At 69.2% G+C, this 21707-nt stretch carries 23 protein-coding genes; 9 read left to right on the top strand and 14 right to left on the bottom strand.

The window, feature by feature from the left end:
* Window positions 1–162: 162 nt before the first annotated feature.
* On the bottom strand, window positions 163–1026 hold the full coding sequence (locus ASF71_RS04530; RefSeq protein ID WP_056295709.1) for a sulfurtransferase: 864 nt from the start codon (window positions 1024–1026) through the stop codon (window positions 163–165).
* 135 nt (window positions 1027–1161) lie between these two features.
* Between ASF71_RS04530 and ASF71_RS04535 the strand changes: the two genes are divergently transcribed.
* On the top strand, window positions 1162–1617 hold the full coding sequence (locus ASF71_RS04535) for a SufE family protein (RefSeq protein ID WP_056295712.1): 456 nt from the start codon (window positions 1162–1164) through the stop codon (window positions 1615–1617).
* Window positions 1618–1668: 51 nt separating this feature from the next.
* Here ASF71_RS04535 and ASF71_RS04540 read toward each other — a convergent pair whose 3' ends face one another.
* The 5 genes from ASF71_RS04540 to ASF71_RS04560 all read right to left on the bottom strand — a co-directional run bounded on the left by ASF71_RS04540 (window position 1669) and on the right by ASF71_RS04560 (window position 6059).
* Entirely contained in the window at window positions 1669–2226 is a 558-nt protein-coding gene (locus ASF71_RS04540; protein ID WP_082505526.1) for a hypothetical protein, read from the bottom strand.
* A gap of 73 nt (window positions 2227–2299) precedes the next feature.
* Window positions 2300–2896, bottom strand: coding sequence for an RdgB/HAM1 family non-canonical purine NTP pyrophosphatase (gene rdgB / locus ASF71_RS04545; RefSeq protein WP_156372613.1), 597 nt, complete (start codon window positions 2894–2896; stop codon window positions 2300–2302).
* A 94-nt stretch (window positions 2897–2990) separates the two neighbouring features.
* Window positions 2991–4379, bottom strand: coding sequence for a D-alanyl-D-alanine carboxypeptidase (locus tag ASF71_RS04550; RefSeq protein ID WP_235514129.1), 1389 nt, complete (start codon window positions 4377–4379; stop codon window positions 2991–2993).
* A gap of 11 nt (window positions 4380–4390) precedes the next feature.
* A complete protein-coding gene (locus ASF71_RS04555) occupies window positions 4391–5269 on the bottom strand; it encodes an SDR family oxidoreductase (RefSeq protein WP_056295726.1) in 879 nt (292 codons plus the stop codon).
* A gap of 31 nt (window positions 5270–5300) precedes the next feature.
* On the bottom strand, window positions 5301–6059 hold the full coding sequence (locus tag ASF71_RS04560) for an enoyl-CoA hydratase-related protein (RefSeq protein ID WP_056295729.1): 759 nt from the start codon (window positions 6057–6059) through the stop codon (window positions 5301–5303).
* A gap of 265 nt (window positions 6060–6324) precedes the next feature.
* Here ASF71_RS04560 and ASF71_RS24475 point away from each other — a divergent pair, with 265 nt between their 5' ends.
* Together ASF71_RS24475 and ASF71_RS04570 are read left to right on the top strand one after the other, a co-directional pair.
* Window positions 6325–7419 carry a collagen-like protein gene (locus tag ASF71_RS24475; RefSeq protein WP_235514130.1) on the top strand — a complete coding sequence of 365 codons (1095 nt, stop codon included), beginning with the start codon at window positions 6325–6327 and terminating at the stop codon, window positions 7417–7419.
* Window positions 7420–7607: 188 nt separating this feature from the next.
* A complete protein-coding gene (locus ASF71_RS04570) occupies window positions 7608–7805 on the top strand; it encodes a hypothetical protein (RefSeq protein WP_056295733.1) in 198 nt (65 codons plus the stop codon).
* Between the two features lie 58 nt (window positions 7806–7863).
* Here the strand turns inward: ASF71_RS04570 and accC are convergent, their stop codons facing one another.
* From accC to efp, 3 genes are all read right to left on the bottom strand, one after another.
* A complete protein-coding gene (gene accC / locus ASF71_RS04575; protein WP_056295736.1) occupies window positions 7864–9201 on the bottom strand; it encodes an acetyl-CoA carboxylase biotin carboxylase subunit in 1338 nt (445 codons plus the stop codon).
* Between the two features lie 14 nt (window positions 9202–9215).
* Entirely contained in the window at window positions 9216–9758 is a 543-nt protein-coding gene (accB, locus tag ASF71_RS04580) for an acetyl-CoA carboxylase biotin carboxyl carrier protein (RefSeq protein ID WP_056295738.1), read from the bottom strand.
* Between the two features lie 150 nt (window positions 9759–9908).
* Window positions 9909–10466, bottom strand: coding sequence for an elongation factor P (efp, locus tag ASF71_RS04585; RefSeq protein WP_056295740.1), 558 nt, complete (start codon window positions 10464–10466; stop codon window positions 9909–9911).
* A 266-nt stretch (window positions 10467–10732) separates the two neighbouring features.
* On the opposite strand from efp, the gene ASF71_RS04590 reads away from it, so the two are divergent.
* Window positions 10733–11452, top strand: a complete 720-nt coding sequence (locus tag ASF71_RS04590) for a 50S ribosomal protein L25/general stress protein Ctc (RefSeq protein WP_056295744.1) — start codon at window positions 10733–10735, stop codon at window positions 11450–11452.
* A 338-nt stretch (window positions 11453–11790) separates the two neighbouring features.
* On the opposite strand, the gene ASF71_RS04595 is transcribed toward ASF71_RS04590, so the two are convergent.
* Window positions 11791–12549, bottom strand: coding sequence for an ATP-grasp domain-containing protein (locus tag ASF71_RS04595; RefSeq protein ID WP_056295854.1), 759 nt, complete (start codon window positions 12547–12549; stop codon window positions 11791–11793).
* 236 nt (window positions 12550–12785) lie between these two features.
* Between ASF71_RS04595 and ASF71_RS04600 the strand changes: the two genes are divergently transcribed.
* Window positions 12786–13202 (top strand): pyridoxamine 5'-phosphate oxidase family protein, encoded by a 417-nt coding sequence (locus ASF71_RS04600; protein WP_056295748.1) that lies wholly within the window; start codon window positions 12786–12788, stop codon window positions 13200–13202.
* 65 nt (window positions 13203–13267) lie between these two features.
* Here ASF71_RS04600 and sufD read toward each other — a convergent pair whose 3' ends face one another.
* The 4 genes from sufD to sufC all read right to left on the bottom strand — a co-directional run bounded on the left by sufD (window position 13268) and on the right by sufC (window position 17313).
* A complete protein-coding gene (gene sufD, locus ASF71_RS04605) occupies window positions 13268–14623 on the bottom strand; it encodes a Fe-S cluster assembly protein SufD (RefSeq protein ID WP_056295752.1) in 1356 nt (451 codons plus the stop codon).
* Window positions 14624–14659: 36 nt separating this feature from the next.
* The gene (locus ASF71_RS04610; protein WP_056295755.1) at window positions 14660–15019 is read right to left on the bottom strand and encodes a VOC family protein; all 360 of its coding nucleotides are present in this window, start codon (window positions 15017–15019) and stop codon (window positions 14660–14662) included.
* A 77-nt stretch (window positions 15020–15096) separates the two neighbouring features.
* Window positions 15097–16503 carry a Fe-S cluster assembly protein SufB gene (sufB, locus tag ASF71_RS04615; RefSeq protein ID WP_056295758.1) on the bottom strand — a complete coding sequence of 469 codons (1407 nt, stop codon included), beginning with the start codon at window positions 16501–16503 and terminating at the stop codon, window positions 15097–15099.
* Between the two features lie 45 nt (window positions 16504–16548).
* The gene (gene sufC, locus ASF71_RS04620) at window positions 16549–17313 is read right to left on the bottom strand and encodes a Fe-S cluster assembly ATPase SufC (protein ID WP_056295761.1); all 765 of its coding nucleotides are present in this window, start codon (window positions 17311–17313) and stop codon (window positions 16549–16551) included.
* A gap of 211 nt (window positions 17314–17524) precedes the next feature.
* Here sufC and ASF71_RS04625 point away from each other — a divergent pair, with 211 nt between their 5' ends.
* The 4 genes from ASF71_RS04625 (at window position 17525) to ASF71_RS04640 (ending at window position 21636) form a co-directional block, all read left to right on the top strand.
* A complete protein-coding gene (locus ASF71_RS04625; RefSeq protein WP_056295766.1) occupies window positions 17525–18211 on the top strand; it encodes a MotA/TolQ/ExbB proton channel family protein in 687 nt (228 codons plus the stop codon).
* A gap of 22 nt (window positions 18212–18233) precedes the next feature.
* Window positions 18234–18629, top strand: coding sequence for a biopolymer transporter ExbD (locus tag ASF71_RS04630; protein ID WP_056295857.1), 396 nt, complete (start codon window positions 18234–18236; stop codon window positions 18627–18629).
* Window positions 18630–18675: 46 nt separating this feature from the next.
* Window positions 18676–20844 carry a hypothetical protein gene (locus ASF71_RS04635; RefSeq protein WP_056295769.1) on the top strand — a complete coding sequence of 723 codons (2169 nt, stop codon included), beginning with the start codon at window positions 18676–18678 and terminating at the stop codon, window positions 20842–20844.
* A 99-nt stretch (window positions 20845–20943) separates the two neighbouring features.
* Window positions 20944–21636 carry a hypothetical protein gene (locus tag ASF71_RS04640; protein WP_056295772.1) on the top strand — a complete coding sequence of 231 codons (693 nt, stop codon included), beginning with the start codon at window positions 20944–20946 and terminating at the stop codon, window positions 21634–21636.
* Window positions 21637–21707 lie beyond the last annotated feature (71 nt).

The following is a 21707-nucleotide window of genomic DNA, read 5'->3' on the forward strand; positions in this document are numbered from 1 at the left end:
CGGCAATCCTGTCTCCACTCTTACTTTGGGCTCAGCTTCAGTATTCTCCCCCCTGATCGGGGGCAACCCGGCCGCCCGATGAAGCGGCGACCGGGAGAATATGCCAGCAGAAGTGCACGAAAGGGGGCAGAGGCCAGCGCGCCTCTGCCCCCTTTCGTGCACTCAGATTTCCTGGTAGCTCTTCTCGATGGGCATGCCTACCGCGTTGCCCCACTCGGTCCACGACCCGTCGTAGTTGCGCACGTTGGGGTAGCCCAGCAGTTCGCGCAGCACGAACCACGAGTGGCTGCTGCGTTCGGCGATGCGGCAGTAGGCGATCACGTCCTTGTCGGGGGTCACGCCCTCGCCGCCGTACAGCGCGGAGAGTTCGTCGGCCAACTTGAATGTGCCGTCCTCGTTCGTGGCCTTGGCCCAGGGGATGCTGCGCGCGCCCGGGATGTGGCCGCCGCGCAGCACGCCTTCCTGCGGGTAGTTGGCCATGTGCGTGACCTTGCCCGAGAATTCATCGGGGCTGCGCACGTCCACGAGGGCGCCCCGGCCCGACTTGACGCTCTCCAGGTGGGCGCGGACCTCGTCGCGGTAGGCGCGCAGGCTCTCGTCACGGGTCAGGGCGGGATACTCGGTCGCCTGCACGGGGGTCTCGTCGGTGGTCAGCTCACGGCCCTCGGCGACCCACTTCTGGCGCCCGCCGTTCATAAGCTTGAGGGGGTTTTTCACGCCGCTGTAGCTCAGGAACCAGTAGGCGTAGGAGGCCCACCAGTTGCTCTTGTCGCCGTACAGCACGATTTGGTCGTCCGGGGAGATACCCAGGCGGCCCAGCAGCGCGGCCACCTCGTCGGCGCCGATGAAGTCGCGCTCGACCGGGTGCCAGAAATCCTGCTGCCAGTCCACCTTCACGGCGCCGGGGATGTGTCCGGTGTCGTACAGCAGGATGTCCTCGTCCACTTCGATCAGCCGCAGGCCGGGCCGGCCCAGGTTCTCGGCCACCCAATCGGTGTTTACCAGCACGTCTTTCACGTAGTCCATCGTTTTTCCTCCCTCATGTGGGGGCACGTGGCCCCGCTTCTGCAAGATTATTCCGCGGCTGCCAGTAGTTGACCAAAGAAGTCAACTGGACAAGGCTCACCATAGCGTCTGCGCCGTCCACGTTACAGTAGAGGTATGACCGGTGAAGCCCCCCTCCCCGAGAAGCTGCAAGGGATCGTGAATCTCTTCCGCTCGGCTCCCAAATCGCTGCGGCTCCAGGCCCTGCTGGAATACAGCAAGAAACTGCCCGCTTTGCCCGAGAAGTACGCCGAGCACCCCGAGTTCATGCAGGCGGTGCCCGAATGCACCAGCCCCTTCTTTCTGGTCACCGAGCGTGACGAGTCGGGTGGCGTGAAGATGTTTTTCAAGGTGCCCGAAGAGGCGCCGACCGTGCGCGGCTACGCGGGCATCCTCAACGAGGCCCTGAGCGGCGAGTCGCCCGAGACGATCCTGAATGTGCCGGACCAGTTCTACATGGACATGGGCCTCTCGGAACTCATCACGCCGATGCGTCTGCGGGGCATGGGCGCCATCCTGATGCGCCTCAAGCGGGACGTGCAGACCCACACTGCGGACGCCCCCCAGGGCTGAGCCACCGCGTCAGGCGGGAGCGGGGCAGACGAGGCCCTTCTCCCGCCTGTCCTATTCGCCGCCCGGCAATGCACGGCCTGCACGGCCCAGCGCCCAGACGCTCAGCCCCAGGGCCGCGCCGTAAAACAGGTGTGCCCCCAGGCGGTTGAGGTGGCCCCTGGCGTTGCCCGCACTCGGGCCGTCCTGAAGTCCCAGCAGCGGCACGATACCCTCGTCCATGACGGCCCACAGGCCCGCCCCAAAAGCGGCGCCCAGCCCCGTACCGGCCAGGGCGCCCGTCTGCCGCCCGGCGATGGCCCCGAACACCGCGCCGCTCATGACGCCCATACCCCAGTGGACCCCCTCACTGAGCTCGTTTTTCAGGCGGTCGCTACGCGGCGGTTTGCCCTTGAAGGCCTCGTACCCCAGGCGGCCCAGGGCGGCGGTGCTGCTCTCGCTGGGCTGGTGCAGTTGGCCCAGTGGGGCGACCGAATGCTGGTCAGGCCCCTTCTTGGGCAGGGCACTTTCGGGCTGCACAAGTGGGGCGATCTTCGTCCAGTATTGCCCCATCGCCAGGGTGCCCGCCGCGCCCCCCACCATCCCGGTCAACATGCCGCGCAAAGTTGTCATGGGGTCAGGCTAAGGGGACCTCCGGGACGGGCGCCGGCTGCCTAAAGGATTGCTCAGCTCACTGGGCGCCGGCTCAGGCACCAGGGCGGTGGGCGGCAAGCAGGGCCGCCAGCGCCTGCCCCCGGTGGCCGACCGCGCGCTTTTCGGGGATGGTCAGCTCGGCCATGCTGCGGCGCTCGCCGTCGGGCACGAACAGGGGATCGTAGCCGAAGCCGCCCTGCCCACGCGGGCCTTCGAGCAGCGTGCCGCCCACCTCGCCGCGGTACTCCTCCAGGTCGCCGTCCGGGTAGGCCAGCACGACCACCGACACGAACTTGGCCCGGCGGTCCCGAGTTCCGCGCAGCTTCTCGAGAAGGTAGAGGTTGCGCTCCAGGTCGCTGCTGCGCCCCCCGAACCGCGCCGAGTACACCCCCGGCTCGCCGCCCAGGGCCGCGACCTCCAGACCCGAATCGTCGGCTAGGGCGGGCAGGCCGGTCATCATGGCCGCCGCGCAGGCTTTCAGGGCCGCGTTCTCGGCGTAGGTGCTGCCAGTCTCCTCGGGCAGCGGCAGGCCGCTTAGGCCCTGCACCTCCCAGCCCAGGCCGCCCAGAGCCTCCTCGATCTCGCGGACCTTGCCCGCATTGCTTGTCGCCACGACCACGCGGCGGATATTCCGGCTCTCACTCGTCACCTCCGCAGTGTAGGCGGTCGGGACGGCGAGCGGACACCGGTCCCTTCCGCCACCCAGGGCCGCGCAGCGCGGTGCACGGCTCCGCGACCCCAGGTCAGTAAACGGCGGCCAGCGCCCGCACCAGCCGGTCCTGAACGGCGCGCAGCTCCAGCAGGGGCGTACTCTCGGGACCGTTCATTAGGACAGCGAAGGCCAGGGTCCGGCCGCTGTCCGCAGTGACGTAACCGGCCAGGGCACTGACTCCCGGCAGGGTGCCGGTCTTGGCCCGCACGTCCAGGCCGCTGCCGACGAGCCGCGCGGCGAGGGTGCCGCCGCGTCCCTCCTTGTCGCCGCCCACGCCCGCCTGTGGCAGAGCCTCGGCGAACAGGTTGCGCCGATTCGCGTAGACCTGGGCCGGGGAGTCGGTGGTGGGCGAGGCGGTGTAGGGCAGGTCGTACATCACCTTGAGCAGGTCCACCAGGGCGCGGGAGGTCAGTCGGGCGTCCCGGCTCAGGCCGCTGCCGTCGGCCAGTACCACGCCACCCAGGTCCACGCCCAGACGGCGCAGCGCCGCGCGTTCGCGGTTCAGGGCGCCGGCCAGGGTACCGCCGCTGCCCGCGTCCTGGCCGCCCGGCGCGGCGGCCAGGGCCGCGAGCAGCGACTCGGCGCGGGCATTGTCGCTGGGCCGCAGGGTGCTGTTCAGAAAGGGCGTGACCGGCCCGCTGCGTACGCTCGCCACCCCGGATTCGGGCCGGCGCGCGGCCGGAACGGGCGCCTGGGCCTGTGTCTGGGTACCCGGCCGGCCGGGCGAGAGATAGGGACGCCGGGGCACGGCTACTCCCAGGGCGTCCTGGTCCACCTGGACACCGGCGCGGCGCAGTTCGGCGATCAGGGCCGCGCCCAGACGCCGCCTGGCCTCGGTCACGCTGCCGGGGGGGCGGCTTTTCCATTCGCGCAGGCGCAGGGCCGGCATGGGGAGGCCGTACTCGGTCGCGGCGAAACTCGCGGCGTCCACCCGGCCGGGGTCGAGCCGCACCTCGCCCACACGCCGGACGCCGCGCGCGTAGGCCTGGGTGGCCAGGGCACGCAGACTGTTGGCACCGTCCGAGACGCTCAGGGTGGGGTCGCCGCTGCCGCGCAGGGTCAGGGCGTTTACGCGGGGCTGCCCCTCCTGCACCGCCGGCACGGTCAGTTCGGTGCTCCACCAGCCGCGTGCCCCCTGGCGCGAGACGAGGGTCACGGCACCCGTGACCAGCTTGGTGGTGCTCGCCGGAATGAGGGGGAGGTCGGGCGACTGCGCGGCCAGCACCGCGCCCGTGCCCAGGTCGCGCACGAGCAGGGTGGTCGTCACGCCGCGCGGCAGGTCACGCAGCGCCGCGCGCATCGCCGGCGCCGGGCCGGGTTCACGCGGCAATACCACGTCGGCGGCCGGGGCCAGCGCCGCCGTCTGGGCGGGGGCGGGCGAAAGGACCAACAGGCCCGCCAGAACCAGGCCCGTCCCCAAGGGGCGCAGGCTCAGGAGGTCGTCCCGGCCGCCGCGGGATGCGGCGTGCCGGCCTCCCGCGCGGCGCGGTCCTGCATCGCCAGGTACATGCCGTACTGCGGCGCGCCGCCGAGCATGTTCTGACCGCCGTCCACTGGCAGGATGACGCCGGTCACGTAGCTCGCGGCGTCCGACACCAGGAACAGGGCCGCGTTGGCGATGTCCTGCGGGACCCCGAAACGGCCCAGCGGCACGGTCCGGGTGAACTGAGCGCGCGTCTTCTCGTCGGGGGCCAGGCGCGCCATGCCCTCGGTGCCGTCAATAGGACCGGGGATGATCGCGTTGACCCGCACGCCGCGCAGGCCCCACTCGACGGCCAGCGTCTGCGTCAGGGCGTCCACGCCCGCCTTGGCCGCGACTACATGGGCCTGTAGGGGCACCGGCACCCCGTAGGCGCTGATGCTCAGGACATTGCCGCCCGGCGTCTTGAGGTGCGGGGCCGCCGCCTTGATGGTGTTGTAGGTGCCCAACAGATCGATGTCCACCACCGTCTTGAAGCCGTTGGGGCTGATGCCATCGACCGGAGCCGGAAAGTTGCCCGCCGCGCCCGCCAGCACGATATCCAGCGGACCGTGCGCCGCCACGGCCTGCTCGGCCGCCGCCTGAAGGGCTGCAAAGTCACGCACGTCGGCCGAGACGCCTATGGCCCGGCCCCCCGCCGCGACGATGCCCGCCGCCGCCGTCTGGGCTTTTTCGAGGTTGCGGCCCAGAATCGTGACCGCGCAGCCGTGCGCCGCGAAGCTCTGCGCGACGCCGAGGTTGATGCCGCTGCCGCCGCCCGTGATCAGGGCGTGCTTGCCGGCGAGCAGGTCGGGGCGGAAGGTCGTTGCGGGGTCGTGGGGCTGGGTCATGGGCACTCCTGGGGTGAGGAAGAAGGGAAGGTCAGGCTCTACGCAGGGCCGCTTGCAGCCCCTCGGCGGTCATGTGGCGGGCGTTCCAGGCGACGTCGGCGGCCAGGCGCGCGGCATGCGGCCCCTCGGCGTTCAGCGAGCGCTTGGTGCCCTCCAGCGCGTGGGCCGGCAGGGCGGCGAGCGCGTCGGCCAGGGCGTCGGCACGCGCGAACAGGGCTTCGGGGTCGGGGAGCACCTCGGTCACGAGGCCCCAGCGTTCGGCGGTGGCGGCGTCCACCGGCTGTCCGGTCAGCGCAAGGTGCGCCGCGCGGCCCCGCCCGATCAGCCCCGGCAGGCGCTGGAGCCCCCCCAGGTCGGCGGTGATGCCCAGCCGGACCTCGGGCAGCATGAAGCGGGCGTCGGCGCTGCACAGCCGCAGGTCGGCTGCCGCGGCGAGTTCCAGCCCCGCGCCGATACACCAGCCGTGCGCGGTCACGATCACCGGAATGGGCAGCGCGGCCACCCCCTCGGTGACGGCGTGCATCCCGGCCACGATCGCCGCGAATCGGGCCTCGTCACCCAATGCGGGCAGCAGGTCGGCGGCGCTGGCCTTCACGTCCAGTCCGGCGCTGAACAGGCCCTCGCCGCGCACGGTCAGGACCCGTACACCCTCCAGATCACCAAGCGCGCGCGCGGCGTCCTGCCAGAATCCTGGCCCCATCGCGCCCATCTTGGAAGTGATGGTCAGGGTGGCGACCTGCTGCCCGTCGCCTGTGACCCGGCGTGTGAGCCGGACACTCTCGTTCGTCATGAACCGAGTCTAGAACAGTTCGCCGGAGAGCGTGGGTAGAGGTTCGAGGCGGTCCCGGACCCCGCGCCGTCAGGTCCTGGAGGCCGCGCACTCCCGTCGGGGCCACCGGAACATGGGCCGAGATGTCCGCCAGTTTATGAAGTTTTCATGGCCCTCATCCTCAGCGCCACAATGAGTGGCCTGCCACAATGGATTCACTCGGAAGGTACGGGTGCTCCCTTCAGGGGGTGCCTCTCCATCTGGCCCCTATTCCCCGGAGGTTCCTATGAAGCGTCTGCACTCCCTGACCACCCTGACCCTGCTGCTGTGCGGCGGCGCCCTCGCCGGCGGCGCCGGTGCGCCCGTCACGCCCGTCACTACCGCGCCCGCTCCTGTGGCCCCGGCCCCCGCGCCGATGCCTATGCCCGTCGCCGTGCCCGCCCCCGCTCCTGTGGTCTGCACGCCCGGCACCTGGGCCAAGGCCGCCATCGACCTCGTGACCCAGCGCGGCCTGTTCGTCGGCTACCCCGACGGCCAGTTCGACTGGTGCAGCGCCGCGACCCGTCAGGAAGTCGCGCAGGTGCTCGCCCGCCTGCTCGCGCAGCTGCCCGCCAACCAGACCACCTTCGACCCGGCCGAGCTCGCCACCCTGACGCGCGGCGTGCAGGAAGCCCTGGCCGGCCTCGAAGCCCTGCGCGCCGAGCAGGCGGCCCAGAACCAGGCCATCACCGCTCTCCAGACCCAGGTGCAGGCGCTGCAAGAAGCCCTGAACAACCTCCCGGCCGCTGGCGCGGGCGAGGCGGGCGTCGCCGGGCCCCAGGGTCCCCAGGGCGAAGCTGGCCCGGCCGGAGCGACCGGTCCTGCTGGCGCGACGGGCGCCACCGGAGCGCAGGGTCCCCAGGGCGTGGCCGGCCCGGCCGGAGCTACCGGTCCCCAGGGTGAGCGCGGGTTGCAGGGCGACCCCTACATTCCCCCGGCGGCCCCCTTCCGTTACGGCAACTACCTGGGCGCGGCCTACTACGGCATCCTCCAGCAGAACGTCGGTTCGATGGTGCGCATCACGGCCGGCAATGACCAGATCATCGGCGGCTTCGGCGTGCGCGTCACGGGTGATCTCCGCGTCAGCGGCAGCACTCCCGGCAACAGCGTCAGCGGCGCCGTGACCTACCGTGGCACCTCGGGCCGCATTGACGGCATCCTGGGCGTGGGCGGCGGCTACAACTTCCAGAACGCCTCGACTTTCGGCGAACTGTCGGTGGGCGTGGACTACCGCGTTCTCGACCGCGTAGCCCTGTTCGGTGAAGCCCGTCAGCACTACTTCTTCAACGGCAGCAACACCAACGTCAGCACCATCGCGGCCGGCCTGAAGTTCCGCTTCTAAAGCCTCGCCCCTATACAAAGCGCCCTCCTGGTGGGGGCGTTTTTCTTTGTCTTGCGGGCACCTTTAGGTCGGGCAGAGATTGTGAGGGCGACTAGGTTGGCGTCCTGCGCTTTACCGGAAGCTGCCGGACAAGAGGCGCGGGGCCACTGGCCAGCGTCCACCGCACTTCATTCCCCGGAGGTCCACCCATGAAACTCTCCAACATCCTGTATATCCTCGGTTTCGGTTCAATCATCCTGAGCGCCGCCAACTTCTTCAAGAGCCAGGATTCCGACAGCGAGCGCAACGGTATCTTCGTGGGTCACTGGGCACCCACCTTCCTGATCCTGGGCAAGGTCGCCGAGGACCGCGAGAAGGAAGGCCGCGGCCTGTTCGACTTCAGCTGAGGACGGCAGCAGAAAGGCGGGCGACTTACCCTAAGTCGCCCGCCTTTCCCTTTTGCGTTCACATCTCCAGACGCACTTTCAGGAAGTTGGTCATGACGGCGCCGCGCTTATAGAACGGGTTGTCCATGATCTTCACGTACAGCGGAATGGTGGTTTTCGGCCCCTGGATCACCGTTTCTTCCAGGGCGCGCTTCATGCGGGCAATCGCCTGGTCGCGCGTGTCGTGATGCACGATCAGCTTACCAATGAGGCTGTCGTAATGCGGCGGAATCACGTAGCCGCTGTATACGTGCGAGTCCACCCGGACGCCGGGGCCACCTGCGAAATGCACGTCGTCAATCTTGCCGGCCGCCGGGCGGAAGTCCTTGTCGGGGTCCTCGGCGTTCAGGCGGCACTCAATGGCGTGGCCGTGCAGCTTGACGTCTTCCTGCTGGAGGGGCAGGCCCTCGCCGGCCGCGATCTGGAGCTGTAGACGCACGAAATCCAGGCCCGAGATCATCTCGGAGACGCAGTGCTCGACCTGAATCCGGGTGTTCATCTCCATGAAGTAGAAGTTGCCGTCACGGTCGACGATGAATTCCAGCGTGCCGGCTCCGGCGTAGTTCACATGCTGCGCGAGGCGGACGCCTGCCGACAGGATTTCCTGGCGCAGCGTTTCGGGCAGCTGTGAAGGCGCTTCCTCGATGAGCTTCTGGTTGCGGCGCTGGATCGAGCAGTCGCGCTCGCCGATGTGCACCACGTGGCCCTGGCCGTCGCCCATGACCTGCACCTCGACGTGCCGGAACTCCTCCAGGAACTTTTCCATGATGAGGTCCGGGTCGCCGAAGTACAGCCGCGCCTCTTCCTGCGCCTGCGCGAAGCCCTTTTTCAGCTCGTCCTGCGTGCGGATGACCTTCTGTCCGCGCCCCCCGCCTCCGGCCGAGGCCTTGAGCAGCACCGGATAGCCGATCTGCTTGGCGGCCAGCAGCGCGGCGTCGGTATCCTCCAGGATGCCGGTACCGGGCACGGTGGGTACGTTGCTCATGGCGGCGATTTCACGCCCGCCCGCCTTGGAGCCCAGGGCGCGCATGCTCTCGGGCGTGGGGCCGATGAAGACGATGCCGTGCTCGCGGCACATCTCCGCGAAGTCGGGGTTCTCGGCCATGAAGCCGTAGCCGGGGTGAATCGCCTCGGCGCCGGTCATGAGCGCGGCCGAGAGGATGTTGGGGATGTTGAGGTACGACGCGTTACTCGCAGGCGGGCCCACGCATACCGACTCGTCGGCGAGCAGGACAGGCAGGCTCTTCTCGTCGGCCGTCGAGTACACCACGACCGTCTTGACGCCCATCTCTCGCGCCGTGCGGATCACGCGCAGGGCGATTTCGCCCCGGTTGGCAATCAGGATCTTCTTGAACATGTGCGCTCCGGGCCTTACTCGATGACGAACAGGGTCTGACCGTATTCGACCGGCTCGGCGTTCTTCACCAGAATCTGGCGCACCACACCGCCTGTCTCGGCCTCGATCTCGTTCATCAGCTTCATGGCCTCGATGATGCACAGCACCTGTCCGGCCTCGACCTTGTCGCCGACTTTGACATAGGCGGGCGCGTCGGGGCTGCTCGACGCGTAGAAGGTGCCCACGATGGGCGCCTTGACCGGCGTGCCGGCACTGGCGGGGGCCGCCGCCTCGGGGCTGGTCGTCGCCGGAGCGTCGCTGGCCGCGGGGGCAGGGGGAGCGGGCGTAGGCGCGGTGTCGGCGGCCGAAGCCTGGGGCATCGGCGCGGCCGGCAGGGGCGCCGGGGCCGGGGCAGCGTAGACCTGCGGCGCCTGCATCTGCGGGGTGGCCACGGGCGCGGCAGCGTACTGCGGCCCACGCTTGAGCGCGAGATCGAAGCTGCCGGTTTTGAGGGCGAATTCACGCACGTCGGCCGCGCTCAGGGCGTCGAGGATCTTCTTCAGGTCGTCGGGATGCATGGAACCTCCGGAAAAATGGGAACGGGGCAGGAAAAGGGGGAGCAGGTCCGGGGGACGCTCCCTAACGGGCGTTTGGCTGAACCGAGTCTAACGCGAAGACGCCAGCCGCCTTCCGTGGGGGGAAGGCGGCTGGCGAGCAGGTCACGTCGTTTAGGCGCGGCTGAGGTACTGGCCGGTGCGGGTGTCCACCTTCACGTCGGTGTCCTGCTCGACGAACAGAGGCACCTGCACGACGGCGCCCGTTTCCAGGGTCGCGGGCTTGGTGCCGCCCGACACCGTGTCGCCGCGCACGCCGGGGTCGGTCTGCGTGATCTTGAGAATCACCTGGTTGGGCAAGCTGATGCTCAGGGCCTTCTCGCCGTACATGGCGACCTCGACCTCGGTGTTTTCCTTCATGAACTTGGCGGCGTCGCCCACCAAGTTGGGGGCCAGGTACACCTGGTCGTAGGTGTCGAGGTCCATGAACACGAAGTCGGCGCCGTCCTTATACAGGAACTGCATCTTCTTGCCCTCGACATAGATGTCCTGGAGCTTTTCGCCGCTGTTGAAGGTGCGGTCGACGATGCTGCCCGATTCCATGTTGCGGAACTTGGTCACGACCTTGGCGCCGCCGCGCCCCATCTTGAGGTGCGAGTACTCCAGGCACTCCCACAGGCCGCCGTCCATCTCCACTTTCGTGCCGTTACGCAGTTCAGTCACGCTGATCATGTCGCTTTCTCCTCCATTTCTGTCCGGGGCCGCCTCGGCCGGCGCCGCGTCCTGTCCGCTGGGGGCCAGAACCGGCGCCGGGCCAGGGGCCGCGCGGCAACGCCCGCAAGTCTAGCAGAGACATGCCTTTGCCTTCCACATTGGCCCCTTCCACCCCTGGGGCGGCTTTTGCTATGCTGTCAGGGTTGCCCGCCCGCCCCCGCTTCTGTTGACCCGGAACTGGCCGAGCGCGAGGCGGCGAAGAGACCCTCTCAAGGAGAAGCACCATGGAACTGAACGCCAAACCCCGCAGCAGCCGCGAAAAGCTGGCAGAAGGCATGATCCCCGCCGTCGCATACAACAAGGAAAACAACGTTTCCTTCGCGCTGGACCGCAAGGTCTTCGACCGCGCCTTCCGCACCCAGGGTACGGCCGGCCTGTTCGACATCACTGTCGAAGGCGGCCAGACCTTCCCGGCCCTCGTCAAGACGGTCCAGATGGACAAGCGCCGCCGCCTGCCCATCCACGTCGACTTCTACATGGTCACCTACGGTGAACCCGTCGAAGTGTCGGTGCCTGTGCACACCACCGGCCGCAGCCAGGGTGAAGTCCAGGGCGGCCTGCTCGACACCGTGCTGCACAACCTGAGCATCATTGCTCCGGGGCCGCGCCGCATTCCCCAGGAACTGACCGTGGACGTGACCGCCCTGAACATCGGCGACCACGTCACCGCCGGCCAGATCAAGCTGCCCGACGGCGTCAAGCTGGCCGTGGCCGAAGACACCGTGGTCATCAGCGTGCTGCCCCCCCGTCTGACCACCGAGCAGCTCGAAGCCGAAACCCAGGCTGCCCAGGTGGCGGGTCTGGTCGCCGCCGGCGAGATCTCCGAAGAAGCGGCCCAGGCCGTTCTGGAAGGCGACGCCAGCATCGAGGACGTCAAGACCGAAGCCGCGAGCGAGGCCGACCGCGAGACGGCCGAAGCCAGCGACGAAGCCAACAACGCCTGATCTCAGGTGTGAGCGGACCGGGGCGCCCTGCGGGGGGCCCCGGTTTTCTGTTGGGCATGTTTTCCTGGGATTGTGATTCTGGACAGCCAGACCCTGTTTTAGGCAAGGGCCGTGATGGGCAATGCCCCGGCCGCACGGTAAGGCGCGTCGCCTTCGTTCTGACCGTTCCTTCGTCCACCCAGTCTTGCTGGTTGCGTCGGGTCAGGTACTAGGTGACCCAGGGCTTCTGCCGGTGCCGCGCCTAGAACACCTGCCGCGCGGCACCCAGCTCCGGCCTGTGTTCGTCGTCGCTGGGGCGCTCGTGTGGGCGCAGAAGGCAGTGGACTGAGCTGCGGCCCCTAGGCCCACAGGTCTACGAACCGGGCCACGTCCCAGCCCACGAGGTCGGAGACCTGGCCGTCCCCCACCTCGACGACCCGCAGCGTGCCGTCCTCCCGCATGGCCACATCTACCGAGAAGAAGGGGAGGGCCAGCCGTTCGGCGCAGGCCTGTACGGGGCCGGGCACCGCAGTGCTGTCCGCTGAGGCGGGCTGGCCCCGCACCACGAAATACCGCCGCTCGGTGTCGGGCACGAAAGCCTCGAAGCGGCGCACGCACAGCCCTCCCTCGATCTGCCCCCGGAAATGCGCCATCTCGTCCATCAGCGCCGCGATCTGCTTGGGCTGCTCGATCAGGCTGCCGCTGCCGGTCTTGAGCGACTTGACATAGTCCTTGACAAAAAACCGGTCCCAACCCAGGGCCCGCAGCCGGGCCTCGGCCGTCTCCAGGTCAGAGAAGCACACCGTCTCGGGCGTGAGGTCGGCCAATAGGGGTGCCCAGTTGGGGAGGTGGTGCGCGCCGAGGTACTGGGCCGACGAGGTCAGGAGGTCGCCGCCCGCCGCCTGCACGGCCGCTTCCAGTGCGTTGTACCCGGCAGCGTTCAGCATCCACCCGCGGTACAGCGCCGTGTCGCCGGGGTTGGGGACCGGATGCAGCTGGCCGCCGTCATCCAGCGTGGACACGCTCCAGCCCAGCGCGGCGAAGGCAGCGGCCTCGTCGGCGTACTGCGCGTCGGGCCGGGTAGGCTGAAAGTAGTCGGCTGGAACGATCAGTCGCATGTCGGGAGCATAGGGGAAGGGGCCGGCCCGGGGCCGCACAACCGAGTCGGCTCAGAGAAATACCTGGATAGTCCTTATCTGCCGGGAAGCCGCTGCTCGGGGCGGCCAGACAGTGCCGTGCTGCCGACATGGCGGGAAGCTCAACTTCGGGTCAAGGCCGGCCAGGAAAGGGCAGTCTAGGATGCTCGGTGACGCGCCCCGCCTGCCACGGACAGGGCGACCCCAAGGAGAATTCCATGCCCAGCAAGACCCTCAAAGACCTGGCCGAGCACATGCGCGGCATCGACATCGCCATGCTCTCGACCATCACCGAGGGCGGCTACATCGCGGGCCGCCCGATGAGCAACAACGGTGAGGTCGAGTACGACGGCACCTCGTACTACTTCACGGACGAAGATACCCGCACCGTGGGCGACATTCGCCGCGAGCCGAAGGTCGCGCTGGCCTTTCAGGGCAAGGATGGCTTCTCGCTGGCCGTCGAAGGTCAGGCCCGGCTGAGCCAGGACCGGGGCGAGATGGGCGAGCACTGGACCCCTGATCTCGACCAGTGGTTCGAGAAGGGCCTCGATACTCCCGGCCTGACCATGATTGTGGTGGAGGCCGAGCGCGCCCACTACTGGGCCAAGGGCGACGAGGGCGAAGTCACGATCTGACTTTGACCAGGAAAGCGGCCGCCCAGAGTATCTGCATCTAGGCGGCCGCTTTCCTGGTTACGCGTTTAGGCGGAGCCGACCTTCTCGGCGATGATGCCCTCGATGTAGGTCACGACGCTCTTGAGGGGCACGCGGGTCAGCACGTCCTCCAGGAAGGCCGTGACGAGCATCTTCTCGGCCAGTTCCTTGCGGATGCCGCGCGACCGCAGGAAGAACAGCGCCTGCTGGTCGACGGGGCCGGTGGTCGAGCCGTGCGAGCAGCGCACATCGTTGGCATTGATCTCGAGCTGCGGCACGCTGAAGTTGCGGGCCTCGCTGCTCAGCATCAGGGTGCGGTGCTTCTGGTAGGCGTCGGTCTTCTGGGCGCCCAGGTCCACCTTGATCATGCCGCTGAACACGCCCACGGCCCGGTCGTCGCCCACACCCTTGTACAGCAGGTCGCTGTGGGCGTGGCCCGCGGCGTGGTGCTGCAGCGTGTAGTGGTCGAAGTGCTGGTCCTCGTTGGCGAAGTACAGCGCCAGCATTTCGCTGTCGGCGCCCTGGCCGCGCAGGTAGCTCTGCATCTCGGTGCGTGAGAGGGTGCTGCCCATCGTGACCACGAGGGAGTTCAGGGTGGCGTCGCGCCCCACGTCGCCGCGCTGGCGCTGGATGTGGGTCACGCCCTTGCCCCAGTTCTGGATGGAGACGTAACGCAGCCGCGCGCCGTCCGCGACCACGAGCTCCACGGCCCCGATCGCGTAGGTGCCGGGCAGCTCCTCGCTGTCCTGCTCGTCGATGAACGTGACCTGGGCATTTTCCTCGGCCACGACCAGCGTGCGGGTCGCGGTGTAGGTGCCGGCGTCACTCATCACGCGGAACGAGCCCAGAGGCAGCTCGACTTCCACGCCGCGCGGCACATACACGAACGCGCCGTTGGTCCACAGCGCCGCCGCCAGGGCACTGAACTTGCCCTCGCTGGGATCGGGCGACTTGCTGGGCGTGGTGCCGGGGGCGGCGATGGTGGTGTCGTCGGGCACTTCGGCGGGAACCACGCTGTAGAGGTACTTCTGCACCTTATCGGCGTGCTGCTCGACCGCCGTCTTGAGGTCGGTGAAGATCACGCCCTTGGCGCTCAGTTCGGCCGGCAGCTCGGTGCGGTACACCACGTCGGGGCCGTCGAGCACCAGGAAGGCGCCCGCATCGGTGCTGCTCAGGCGCTTTTGCACGCTTTCGGGCAGCTGCGACACGTCCTGCACCACGTCACGCTTGGCGTGGGGGCGCAGGGCATCGAAATCTACCGCGACGCGGGTGTACTTCCAGGCCTCAACGCCCTCGGTGGGCACGGTCAGCGAGGTGAAGAGGTCAAGGCTTTCGCGGCGCTTGGTGGTCAGCCACTCGGGGCCGCCCGCCTGGGCGAGTTGATCGGTGAAGGGTTGGGTCATGGGATCTCCAAAATCAGAGGGGGCGAGGCTTGCCGCTCAGCCGAAAAACGACTCGACTTCCAGAACGAAGCCGCCCGGCGTATCGAAATAGAACGTCAGTCGCCCGTTGTTCTCGTGCGGCTCGGGAATGCTGAAGCCCGCGTCCGTGAGCTGCTTATGCATGTCGCGCACTTGCTGGGGCGTGTCCTGCATGAACCCGATGTGAAACACCTTGGGGTACGAGACGTCCTTGACCTTGAACACCGAGATCAGCGAGCCCGCGTCGTCGCGCAGAAAGGCCATGCGGTCGTTCATGGGCATGCCGTCGCCCGCCGGTTTGAGGCCGAAGTGGTCCTGAAACAGGGCCACGCTGGCCGGCACATCGGTCACGCCGAGGTTGATGTGATTGAGCTTCATGTGGACTCCTGTGCGGGCTGGGGGCAGAGCTCACCCCCACGCCCGCCGGCCGGGGCCGGGACGTGGGGGCAGAGGACTCAGCCGACCGAGCCTTCCATTTCCAGCTCGATCAGGCGGTTGAGTTCCACCGCGTACTCCAGCGGCAGTTCCTTGGCAATCGGCTCGATGAAGCCGCGTACGATCAGCCCAGCCGCCTCGTCCTCGCTCAGGCCGCGGCTCTGGAGGTACAGGATCTGTTCGTCGTTGATCTTGGAGACGGTGGCCTCGTGGCCCACAGAAGCGTCCTTCTCCTCAATCTCGATGTACGGGTAGGTGTCGGTGCGGGCTTCCTCGTCGAGCAGCAGGGCGTCGCACTCGACGTTGGTCTTGCTGCCCTTAGCGCCTTCGTAGATCTTGACGAGGCCGCGGTAGCTGCTGCGGCCCGAGTCCTTGGAGATCGACTTCGACACGATGGTGCCCGAGGTGTGCGGCGCGAAGTGCACGATCTTGGCTCCGGCGTCCTGGTGCTGCCCACGGCCCGCCATGGCGATGCTCAGGACCTCGCCGCGCGCGCCCTCTTCGAGGAGGTAGCAGGCGGGGTACTTCATGGTCACCTTGGAGCCCAGGTTGCCGTCCACCCATTCCATCACGCCGTTGCCGTACACGGCGGCGCGCTGGGTCACGAGGTTGTAGACGTTGTGCGACCAGTTCTGGATGGTGCTGTACCGGAAACGCGCGCCTTCCTTGACGACGATCTCGATCACGCCCGAGTGGAACGAGTCGGAGTTGTACGCCGGGGCGGTGCAGCCCTCGATGTAGTGCGCCTGCGCGCCCTCGTCGATGATGATCAGCGTGCGCTCGAACTGCCCGCTGCTCTCGGCGTTGATGCGGAAGTACGTCTGGAGGGGAATGTCCACCTTGACGCCCTTGGGGACGTACACGAACGAGCCGCCCGACCACACGGCGGAGTTCACGGCCGCGAACTTGTTGTCCTCGGGGGGCACGATGGTGGCGAAGTGCTCGCGGAACAGCTCCGGATACTGGCGCAGGCCGTCCTCAATGCTCAGGAAGACGACGCCCAGCTTTTCCCACTCCTCCTTGAGGTTGTGGTACACCATCTCGGACTCGTACTGTGCGCCCACGCCGGCCAGTGCCGCACGCTCGGCCTCGGGGATGCCCAGGCGTTCGAAGGTCCGCTTCACGTCTTCGGGCACGTCGTCCCAGGACCGGGCATTGAAGCCTTCGGGCTTGATGTAGTAGTAGATCTCGTCGAGGTTGAGGCCCGAGAGGTCCGCGCCCCATTCGGGCATCGGCTTGGAGTTGAAGATATCGAGCGCCTTGAGGCGGAAGTCGAGCATCCACTGCGGCTCGTCCTTGGCCTTCGAGATCATCTCGACGACGTCCCGCGACAGCCCCTTGGGCGCCTTGATGGCGTAGCGTTCGGGGTTGCTCCAGCCGTACTCGTATTCCGTGTTGATGTTGCCAGCTTCGGGATTGACGGTCATGTGACGCTCCTTGATCTCAGGGACAGGGAAGGGGGCGCGCGGCGCTCAGGCCGTCGCCAGTTCCTTGACCCAGTCGTAGCCCTCGGTGTCCAGGCGCTTGGCCAGTTCGGGGCCGCCGGTCTGCACGACCTTGCCCTGCACGATGATGTGCACCTTGTCGGGGACGATGTAGTCCAGCAGGCGCTGGTAGTGGGTGATGATCAGCCCGCCGAGGCCGGGACCGCGCATGGAGTTCACGCCGCGCGCCACAATGCGCAGGGCATCCACGTCCAGGCCCGAGTCGGTCTCGTCCATGATGATGTAGCTCGGTTCGAGCATGAGCATCTGCAGGATCTCGTTGCGCTTCTTTTCGCCGCCCGAGAAGCCCTCGTTGAGGTAGCGCTCGACGATGCTCTCGTCCCACTCCAGCACCTTGAGGGCCGTCTGGAGCTTGCCGTAGAACTCGGTGAACGACACTTCCTCGCCTTCGGCCTTGCGCGCCTGCATGGCGAGGCGCAGGAAGTTGGCGATGGTCACACCCGGAATCTCGACCGGGTACTGGAAGGCCAGGAACACGCCCAGGCGGGCGCGCTCGTCGGGCTCCATCTCCAGGATGTTCTGGCCGTCCACCAGGATTTCACCCTCGGTCACGGTGTATTCGGGGTCGCCCACAATGACCTTGGCCAGGGTGCTCTTGCCGTTGCCGTTCGGCCCCATGATGGCGTGCAGTTCGCCGCGCGGCACGACGAGGTCGATGCCCTTGAGAATCGGCTGGTCGCCGACCGAGGCATGCAGGTTACGGATTTCGATCTGGTGGGGGTGGTCGCTCACGTGGTCTCCTTCAGGAATTGCCCGTCGCAGTGTGGCCGCTGGGGGCTGGGGCTGCTGTTAGGAATAATTCCTAGTTACCGGTCTATTTTACCCGTCTTTCGCTCTAAAGTCGAGTCGGACGCTGCGGTATGCCAACCCGTCGGGCAGCAGATGAGCGGCCCCCAGCGGGTTTTCACGCTTGCCACCCGGATGTGTGCTACCCGTAGGTTTGATGAATCTTCTCGATCTCGCCCGCGCCGCCGGACCCCTGCTCTGGGTCCTGCTGCTGCTGTCCATCTACGTGGTCTACCTGACGGTGATGCGGGTTCTGGCCCTGAACCGTCTGGGCCAGGACGCCGGCACCCTGATCGAGCGGGCCCGCGCCCTCACGGCCGAAAGCGGCCCGGTCTCGGCCCTGCGGGAAGTGGACCACGTCGCCCATCCCAGTCCCGCCGCCGCCGTGCTGCGCGCCGGACTGGGGCGCGCCGACCGGGGCGAGGCCGCCTCACAGGCCGCCATGAACGCGGCCGTGCTCGACGGCGACGCCCGCGCCTATGCCGGACTCTCGGCGCTGGGCACCGCTGCCCAGATCGCGCCGCTGCTGGGCCTGCTGGGCACCGTGATCGGCATGGTGCGTTCGTTCCTGGTATTCAGCAGTACCTCGGCGCCCACGCCCGCACAACTGGCGACCGGCATCAGCGAGGCGCTCATCAATACGGCCGGGGGACTGATCGTGGCGATCATCGCCTACGTTGCCCGCAACGCTCTGCGCGCCAAGGCTGACCGCGTGATGGCGCAGGCCGAGCGCGTGCGCGAGGAACTGCCCGCGTGGCTCTCGGGCCGCCCGGCTGCCGCAGTCGCCGCGCGCCCCGCCCCCATGCCGGAAGTCGCGCTGACCTTCGAGCCGGTGAAGGTCTAAGGTGGCCCCCCTGCGCCGGCGGATGCGCGACGAGGGCGCGGCCGTGACCTTCGACTTCGCGCCCATGGTGGACATTGTGCTGCTGCTGCTCATCTTCTTTTTCCTGACGAGCAGCCTGGGGGCGCGCCAGAACGCCCTGCCGCTGGACCTGCCGCGCGCGAGCACGACCGTGCAGGAGACGCCTGCCCTGCCCATCGTCAGCGTGGACCGCTCGGGCAAGCTGTACCTGAACGGCAAGGAAACCACCCTGACCAAGCTGGGCGCGCAGCTGAGGCCCCTGGCGAGCGCCTCGGGCGGCGTGGTGGGCCTACGCGCCGACGAGCGCGGCAACTACGGCACCGTGGTCAAGGTCATGGACGTGATCAAGCAGGCCGGGGGCGAGCGCCTGGCCCTGGGCACCCGCACGGGCGGCCAGTGAACATGCTCCGCCGCCCAGCGGTCCAGCCAGCGATACGGAGACCTTCATGACGACCCTGCCCACGCACCGCAAACCCCCGCCGGGCCGCGGTCCTGGCCCGGACGGCCGCCCACGTGACCGCGCCGTGGCCGCCGCCGCAACGGTGCTATTGCACGCCGCGTTGCTGGGCGGGCTGCTGCTCATGCGCCCCGACGAGCGTGCTCCCCGGATGACCACCGCCCAGGACCTGAGCCGCGCGCCGCTGGAAGTGGTGACGCTGGCCCCGGCTACGCCGACCTCCCCCCTGACGCCCCCCGTTCAGACCCGGACTGCCCAGGCGCAGCGGGAGCAGGCGCAGCGCGAAACCCAGCGCCAGGCGGCCCAGCAGGCCGCGCAGAGGCAGGCGCAGCAGCAGGCCCGTCCGGCCGCTACGCCCGCCCCGCCTCAGCCGACGCCGCCCGCCGCCCAGCCCCAGCAGTCCCGGCCCGTCCAGACGGCGCCTGCGCGGCAGGCTCCAGCGCGTCAGACTCCGGCGCAGGCCGCCGCGTCCTCTCCGGCCGCCGCCCCCACGCCGGCGCAGGCCCCGGCCGAGACCCCCACCGATGCTCAGACTCCGGCGGCCAGCCCTGCCCCGGCCGCGCAGCCGGCCACCACGGCGCCCACGGCGGGGGCCGCCCCCATTACCGAGTTGCCGCAGGTGAGCGGAGCGCGCCCCCTGCCGGTGCCGCAGGCGATTCCCAGTGCGGCCAGTGGCGCGCGCGTGACAGTGCCCGACACGAGCGCGGCGCTGCCCAGCCCCACTGAAGCGACGCCCACTGCGGCCCGCCCAGCCGAGGAAACGCCAGTGGCCCAGGCGCCCGCCGAGACCCCGGCTGAGGCGGCCCGTCCCGCCGACCCCGTGGCCGAACCGGTGGCGCAGACGCCCGCCGCCCAGAGCGACGCGCGCGCCGAGGCCGCAGCCCCAGCGGCCGAGCCAGAGGCCGTCACCACTCTGCCCCGGCGCGAAGACGCCGCGCCCAGCAGCGCCCCTGAGTCGGCCGCCCCGGCGCGCGGCGCGGCGACGGCGACCGAGGCCCCGACCACCGCCCGCAGCGAAGCGGCCCGCGCAAGCACGACCCAGGACACCGGCCCGGTGGTCGCGCGCATTCCGGCGCGGCCGCAGTCGGGCGGCGCGCCCCAGGCGGCGGCCCCGGCTGCCACGGTGGCCGAGCGCGGCGCGGTGCCCGTGACTGCCCCCGCCGAGGCGGGCCGCGCGGGCACGGCGAGTTCCGTGCCGGCGGCCGAGGCGACCCCCGAGCGGGCCACCGGTACGGCGCGCGGCAGCGACCCCGCGCCCACCCAGGCGAGCGCCGCCCCGGCCCGCACAACCAGCGCGGCCTCTTCCGCGCCCGAGGCGACCGCCACGCCGGCCACCCGCGCGCCGGGAGGTCCGGGCGGCAGCGCCGCGCCCGCCGCCGAAACGGCCCGCCCGGCCCAGACGCCCGGCACGGCGGCCGGCAGCGGTTCCGGGACGGCGTCCGCCGTGCCCCGCAGCGGTGAGGGCGCCCAGACCACACCCGGTGCCCAGGCCGAGGCCCCGACACGCGGCACGCCCGGTAGCGCAGGCACCTCGGCCGGGGCGCCTGCGGGCGATACCGCCGCACGCCCGGCGGCCGGGGGAGGGGGCGCGAGTTCCGCAGCCGCCGAGACCGGCACTCCCGCCGGGGGGCGGGGGGCGGGGGGCAACGCCCCGGCCGGCCAGAGCGGTGAGGGCGCGGCCCCCGCGGCCGGACGCCCCGGCGGCAGCAACGGCGGCGGCGCCACCGGCGCGGGAGGAGACGGCGGCGCCGGCGGCGCGGTAGCCCGTGTGGGCGGTGGCGGCGGTGCGGCGGCCGGCAACGAGGACCGCCCGCTGAACTGCACGGTCGTGGTGGACGTGCGCGGCCTGGGCAACTTCCAGCGCGACATGACCAGTTTCGTGTACGCCGAGGGCGGCGCGCAGCTCTGGCCCGACGCCGCACTCGTGCAGGGCGTGAGCAGCCAGCTCGTGCAGGAGGGCAACCTGCACACCTACATCACGGCCGAGGGGCAGGCGGCGGGGTTCAGCAACGTCACCCGCGTCAAGGCCAGCAAGATCCGGCCCAGCAAGTTCGCCCCCAACTCGTCGGTCTACACCGACGTCGAGCTCTCGGGCGCCGCCGCGCAGCAGTTCCGCTCGGCCGGCAAGGCCTGCCGGGTGGTGTACCTCAAATCGTGAACGCGGCGGCCGAATCCTGAGTGCCGGCCCGGTCGGCAGGTCAGGTTCGCGTCACCCGCGCCTTTTTCAATGAACAGCGTTTCTCCGGAGGACCACCCTATGCGCAAACTACTTCTTCTGTCTCTGACTGCCGCGCTCTCGGCCCCCGCCCTGGCCTGGGTGCCCAAACTCGAGGACACGACCGCCAAGAACGTCATCGACGGCACCTACGGCCGCCGCGACCCTGTGACCACCTACCAGACCCTGGACCTGAGCGTCAAGGACGGCAAGTTCGCGGCGGGCGACGGCGTCATCCGGGCCTTCGACGGCGGCGACGCCTGCGTGGCCGACTGGTTGGCCGCCCCGACCGACTACGGCAAGGGCAGCCGCCTGGGCAGCGTGACCCTGAGCGGGCAGGCCGATCAGCTCTACTTTCAGGCCGTGGACGCCCGTGACAGCTTCAAGAACCTCTCGGTCAAGGATGCGCTGGGGGCCGACTACGCCGGCAAGCGTCTGGCCGACGGCGAACTGCGCGTGGACATCGCCGTGCGCGGCCTGCCCAGCGAGAAGGCCCGCGACGCCTACCTCGTGCGCCTGATGGCGCCGGGCGGCAAGATGATCGCCCCGGCGCGCCGCAGCTACGTGAGCGACTTCAAGCAGGACGGCGCCACCTGGAGCGGCACGCTGGTGTACTACTTCAAGCCGCTCGAGGCCGGGGTGGGCGCAAGCGACAAGGTCGAGATGCTCGTGCGCACCGAGGCCGACACGAGCTGCGCCTACAGCGTCGCGCTGAACCTGGCCAGCTTCAACTGACCCTTGGGAGCTGGAGCTCCCCCGCTCCGGCCCCAGGGTTTTGTAACGCCGCGCCCATTCGACAATTCTTC

The organism is Deinococcus sp. Leaf326 (assembly GCF_001424185.1).
Taxonomy (GTDB): domain Bacteria; phylum Deinococcota; class Deinococci; order Deinococcales; family Deinococcaceae; genus Deinococcus.

What these genes read in the sequence shown, in the direction of transcription:
- ASF71_RS04530 (WP_056295709.1), bottom strand. Translation starts at nt 1,026, where the DNA reads ATGGACTACGTGAAAGACGTGCTGGTAAACACCGATTGGGTGGCCGAG.
- ASF71_RS04535 (WP_056295712.1), top strand. Translation starts at nt 1,162, where the DNA reads ATGACCGGTGAAGCCCCCCTCCCCGAGAAGCTGCAAGGGATCGTGAAT.
- ASF71_RS04540 (WP_082505526.1), bottom strand. Translation starts at nt 2,226, where the DNA reads ATGACAACTTTGCGCGGCATGTTGACCGGGATGGTGGGGGGCGCGGCG.
- ASF71_RS04555 (WP_056295726.1), bottom strand. Translation starts at nt 5,269, where the DNA reads ATGACCCAGCCCCACGACCCCGCAACGACCTTCCGCCCCGACCTGCTC.
- ASF71_RS04560 (WP_056295729.1), bottom strand. Translation starts at nt 6,059, where the DNA reads ATGACGAACGAGAGTGTCCGGCTCACACGCCGGGTCACAGGCGACGGG.
- ASF71_RS24475 (WP_235514130.1), top strand. Translation starts at nt 6,325, where the DNA reads ATGAAGCGTCTGCACTCCCTGACCACCCTGACCCTGCTGCTGTGCGGC.
- ASF71_RS04570 (WP_056295733.1), top strand. Translation starts at nt 7,608, where the DNA reads ATGAAACTCTCCAACATCCTGTATATCCTCGGTTTCGGTTCAATCATC.
- accC (WP_056295736.1), bottom strand. Translation starts at nt 9,201, where the DNA reads ATGTTCAAGAAGATCCTGATTGCCAACCGGGGCGAAATCGCCCTGCGC.
- accB (WP_056295738.1), bottom strand. Translation starts at nt 9,758, where the DNA reads ATGCATCCCGACGACCTGAAGAAGATCCTCGACGCCCTGAGCGCGGCC.
- efp (WP_056295740.1), bottom strand. Translation starts at nt 10,466, where the DNA reads ATGATCAGCGTGACTGAACTGCGTAACGGCACGAAAGTGGAGATGGAC.
- ASF71_RS04590 (WP_056295744.1), top strand. Translation starts at nt 10,733, where the DNA reads ATGGAACTGAACGCCAAACCCCGCAGCAGCCGCGAAAAGCTGGCAGAA.
- ASF71_RS04595 (WP_056295854.1), bottom strand. Translation starts at nt 12,549, where the DNA reads ATGCGACTGATCGTTCCAGCCGACTACTTTCAGCCTACCCGGCCCGAC.
- ASF71_RS04600 (WP_056295748.1), top strand. Translation starts at nt 12,786, where the DNA reads ATGCCCAGCAAGACCCTCAAAGACCTGGCCGAGCACATGCGCGGCATC.
- sufD (WP_056295752.1), bottom strand. Translation starts at nt 14,623, where the DNA reads ATGACCCAACCCTTCACCGATCAACTCGCCCAGGCGGGCGGCCCCGAG.
- ASF71_RS04610 (WP_056295755.1), bottom strand. Translation starts at nt 15,019, where the DNA reads ATGAAGCTCAATCACATCAACCTCGGCGTGACCGATGTGCCGGCCAGC.
- sufB (WP_056295758.1), bottom strand. Translation starts at nt 16,503, where the DNA reads ATGACCGTCAATCCCGAAGCTGGCAACATCAACACGGAATACGAGTAC.
- ASF71_RS04625 (WP_056295766.1), top strand. Translation starts at nt 17,525, where the DNA reads ATGAATCTTCTCGATCTCGCCCGCGCCGCCGGACCCCTGCTCTGGGTC.
- ASF71_RS04630 (WP_056295857.1), top strand. Translation starts at nt 18,234, where the DNA reads ATGCGCGACGAGGGCGCGGCCGTGACCTTCGACTTCGCGCCCATGGTG.
- ASF71_RS04635 (WP_056295769.1), top strand. Translation starts at nt 18,676, where the DNA reads ATGACGACCCTGCCCACGCACCGCAAACCCCCGCCGGGCCGCGGTCCT.
- ASF71_RS04640 (WP_056295772.1), top strand. Translation starts at nt 20,944, where the DNA reads ATGCGCAAACTACTTCTTCTGTCTCTGACTGCCGCGCTCTCGGCCCCC.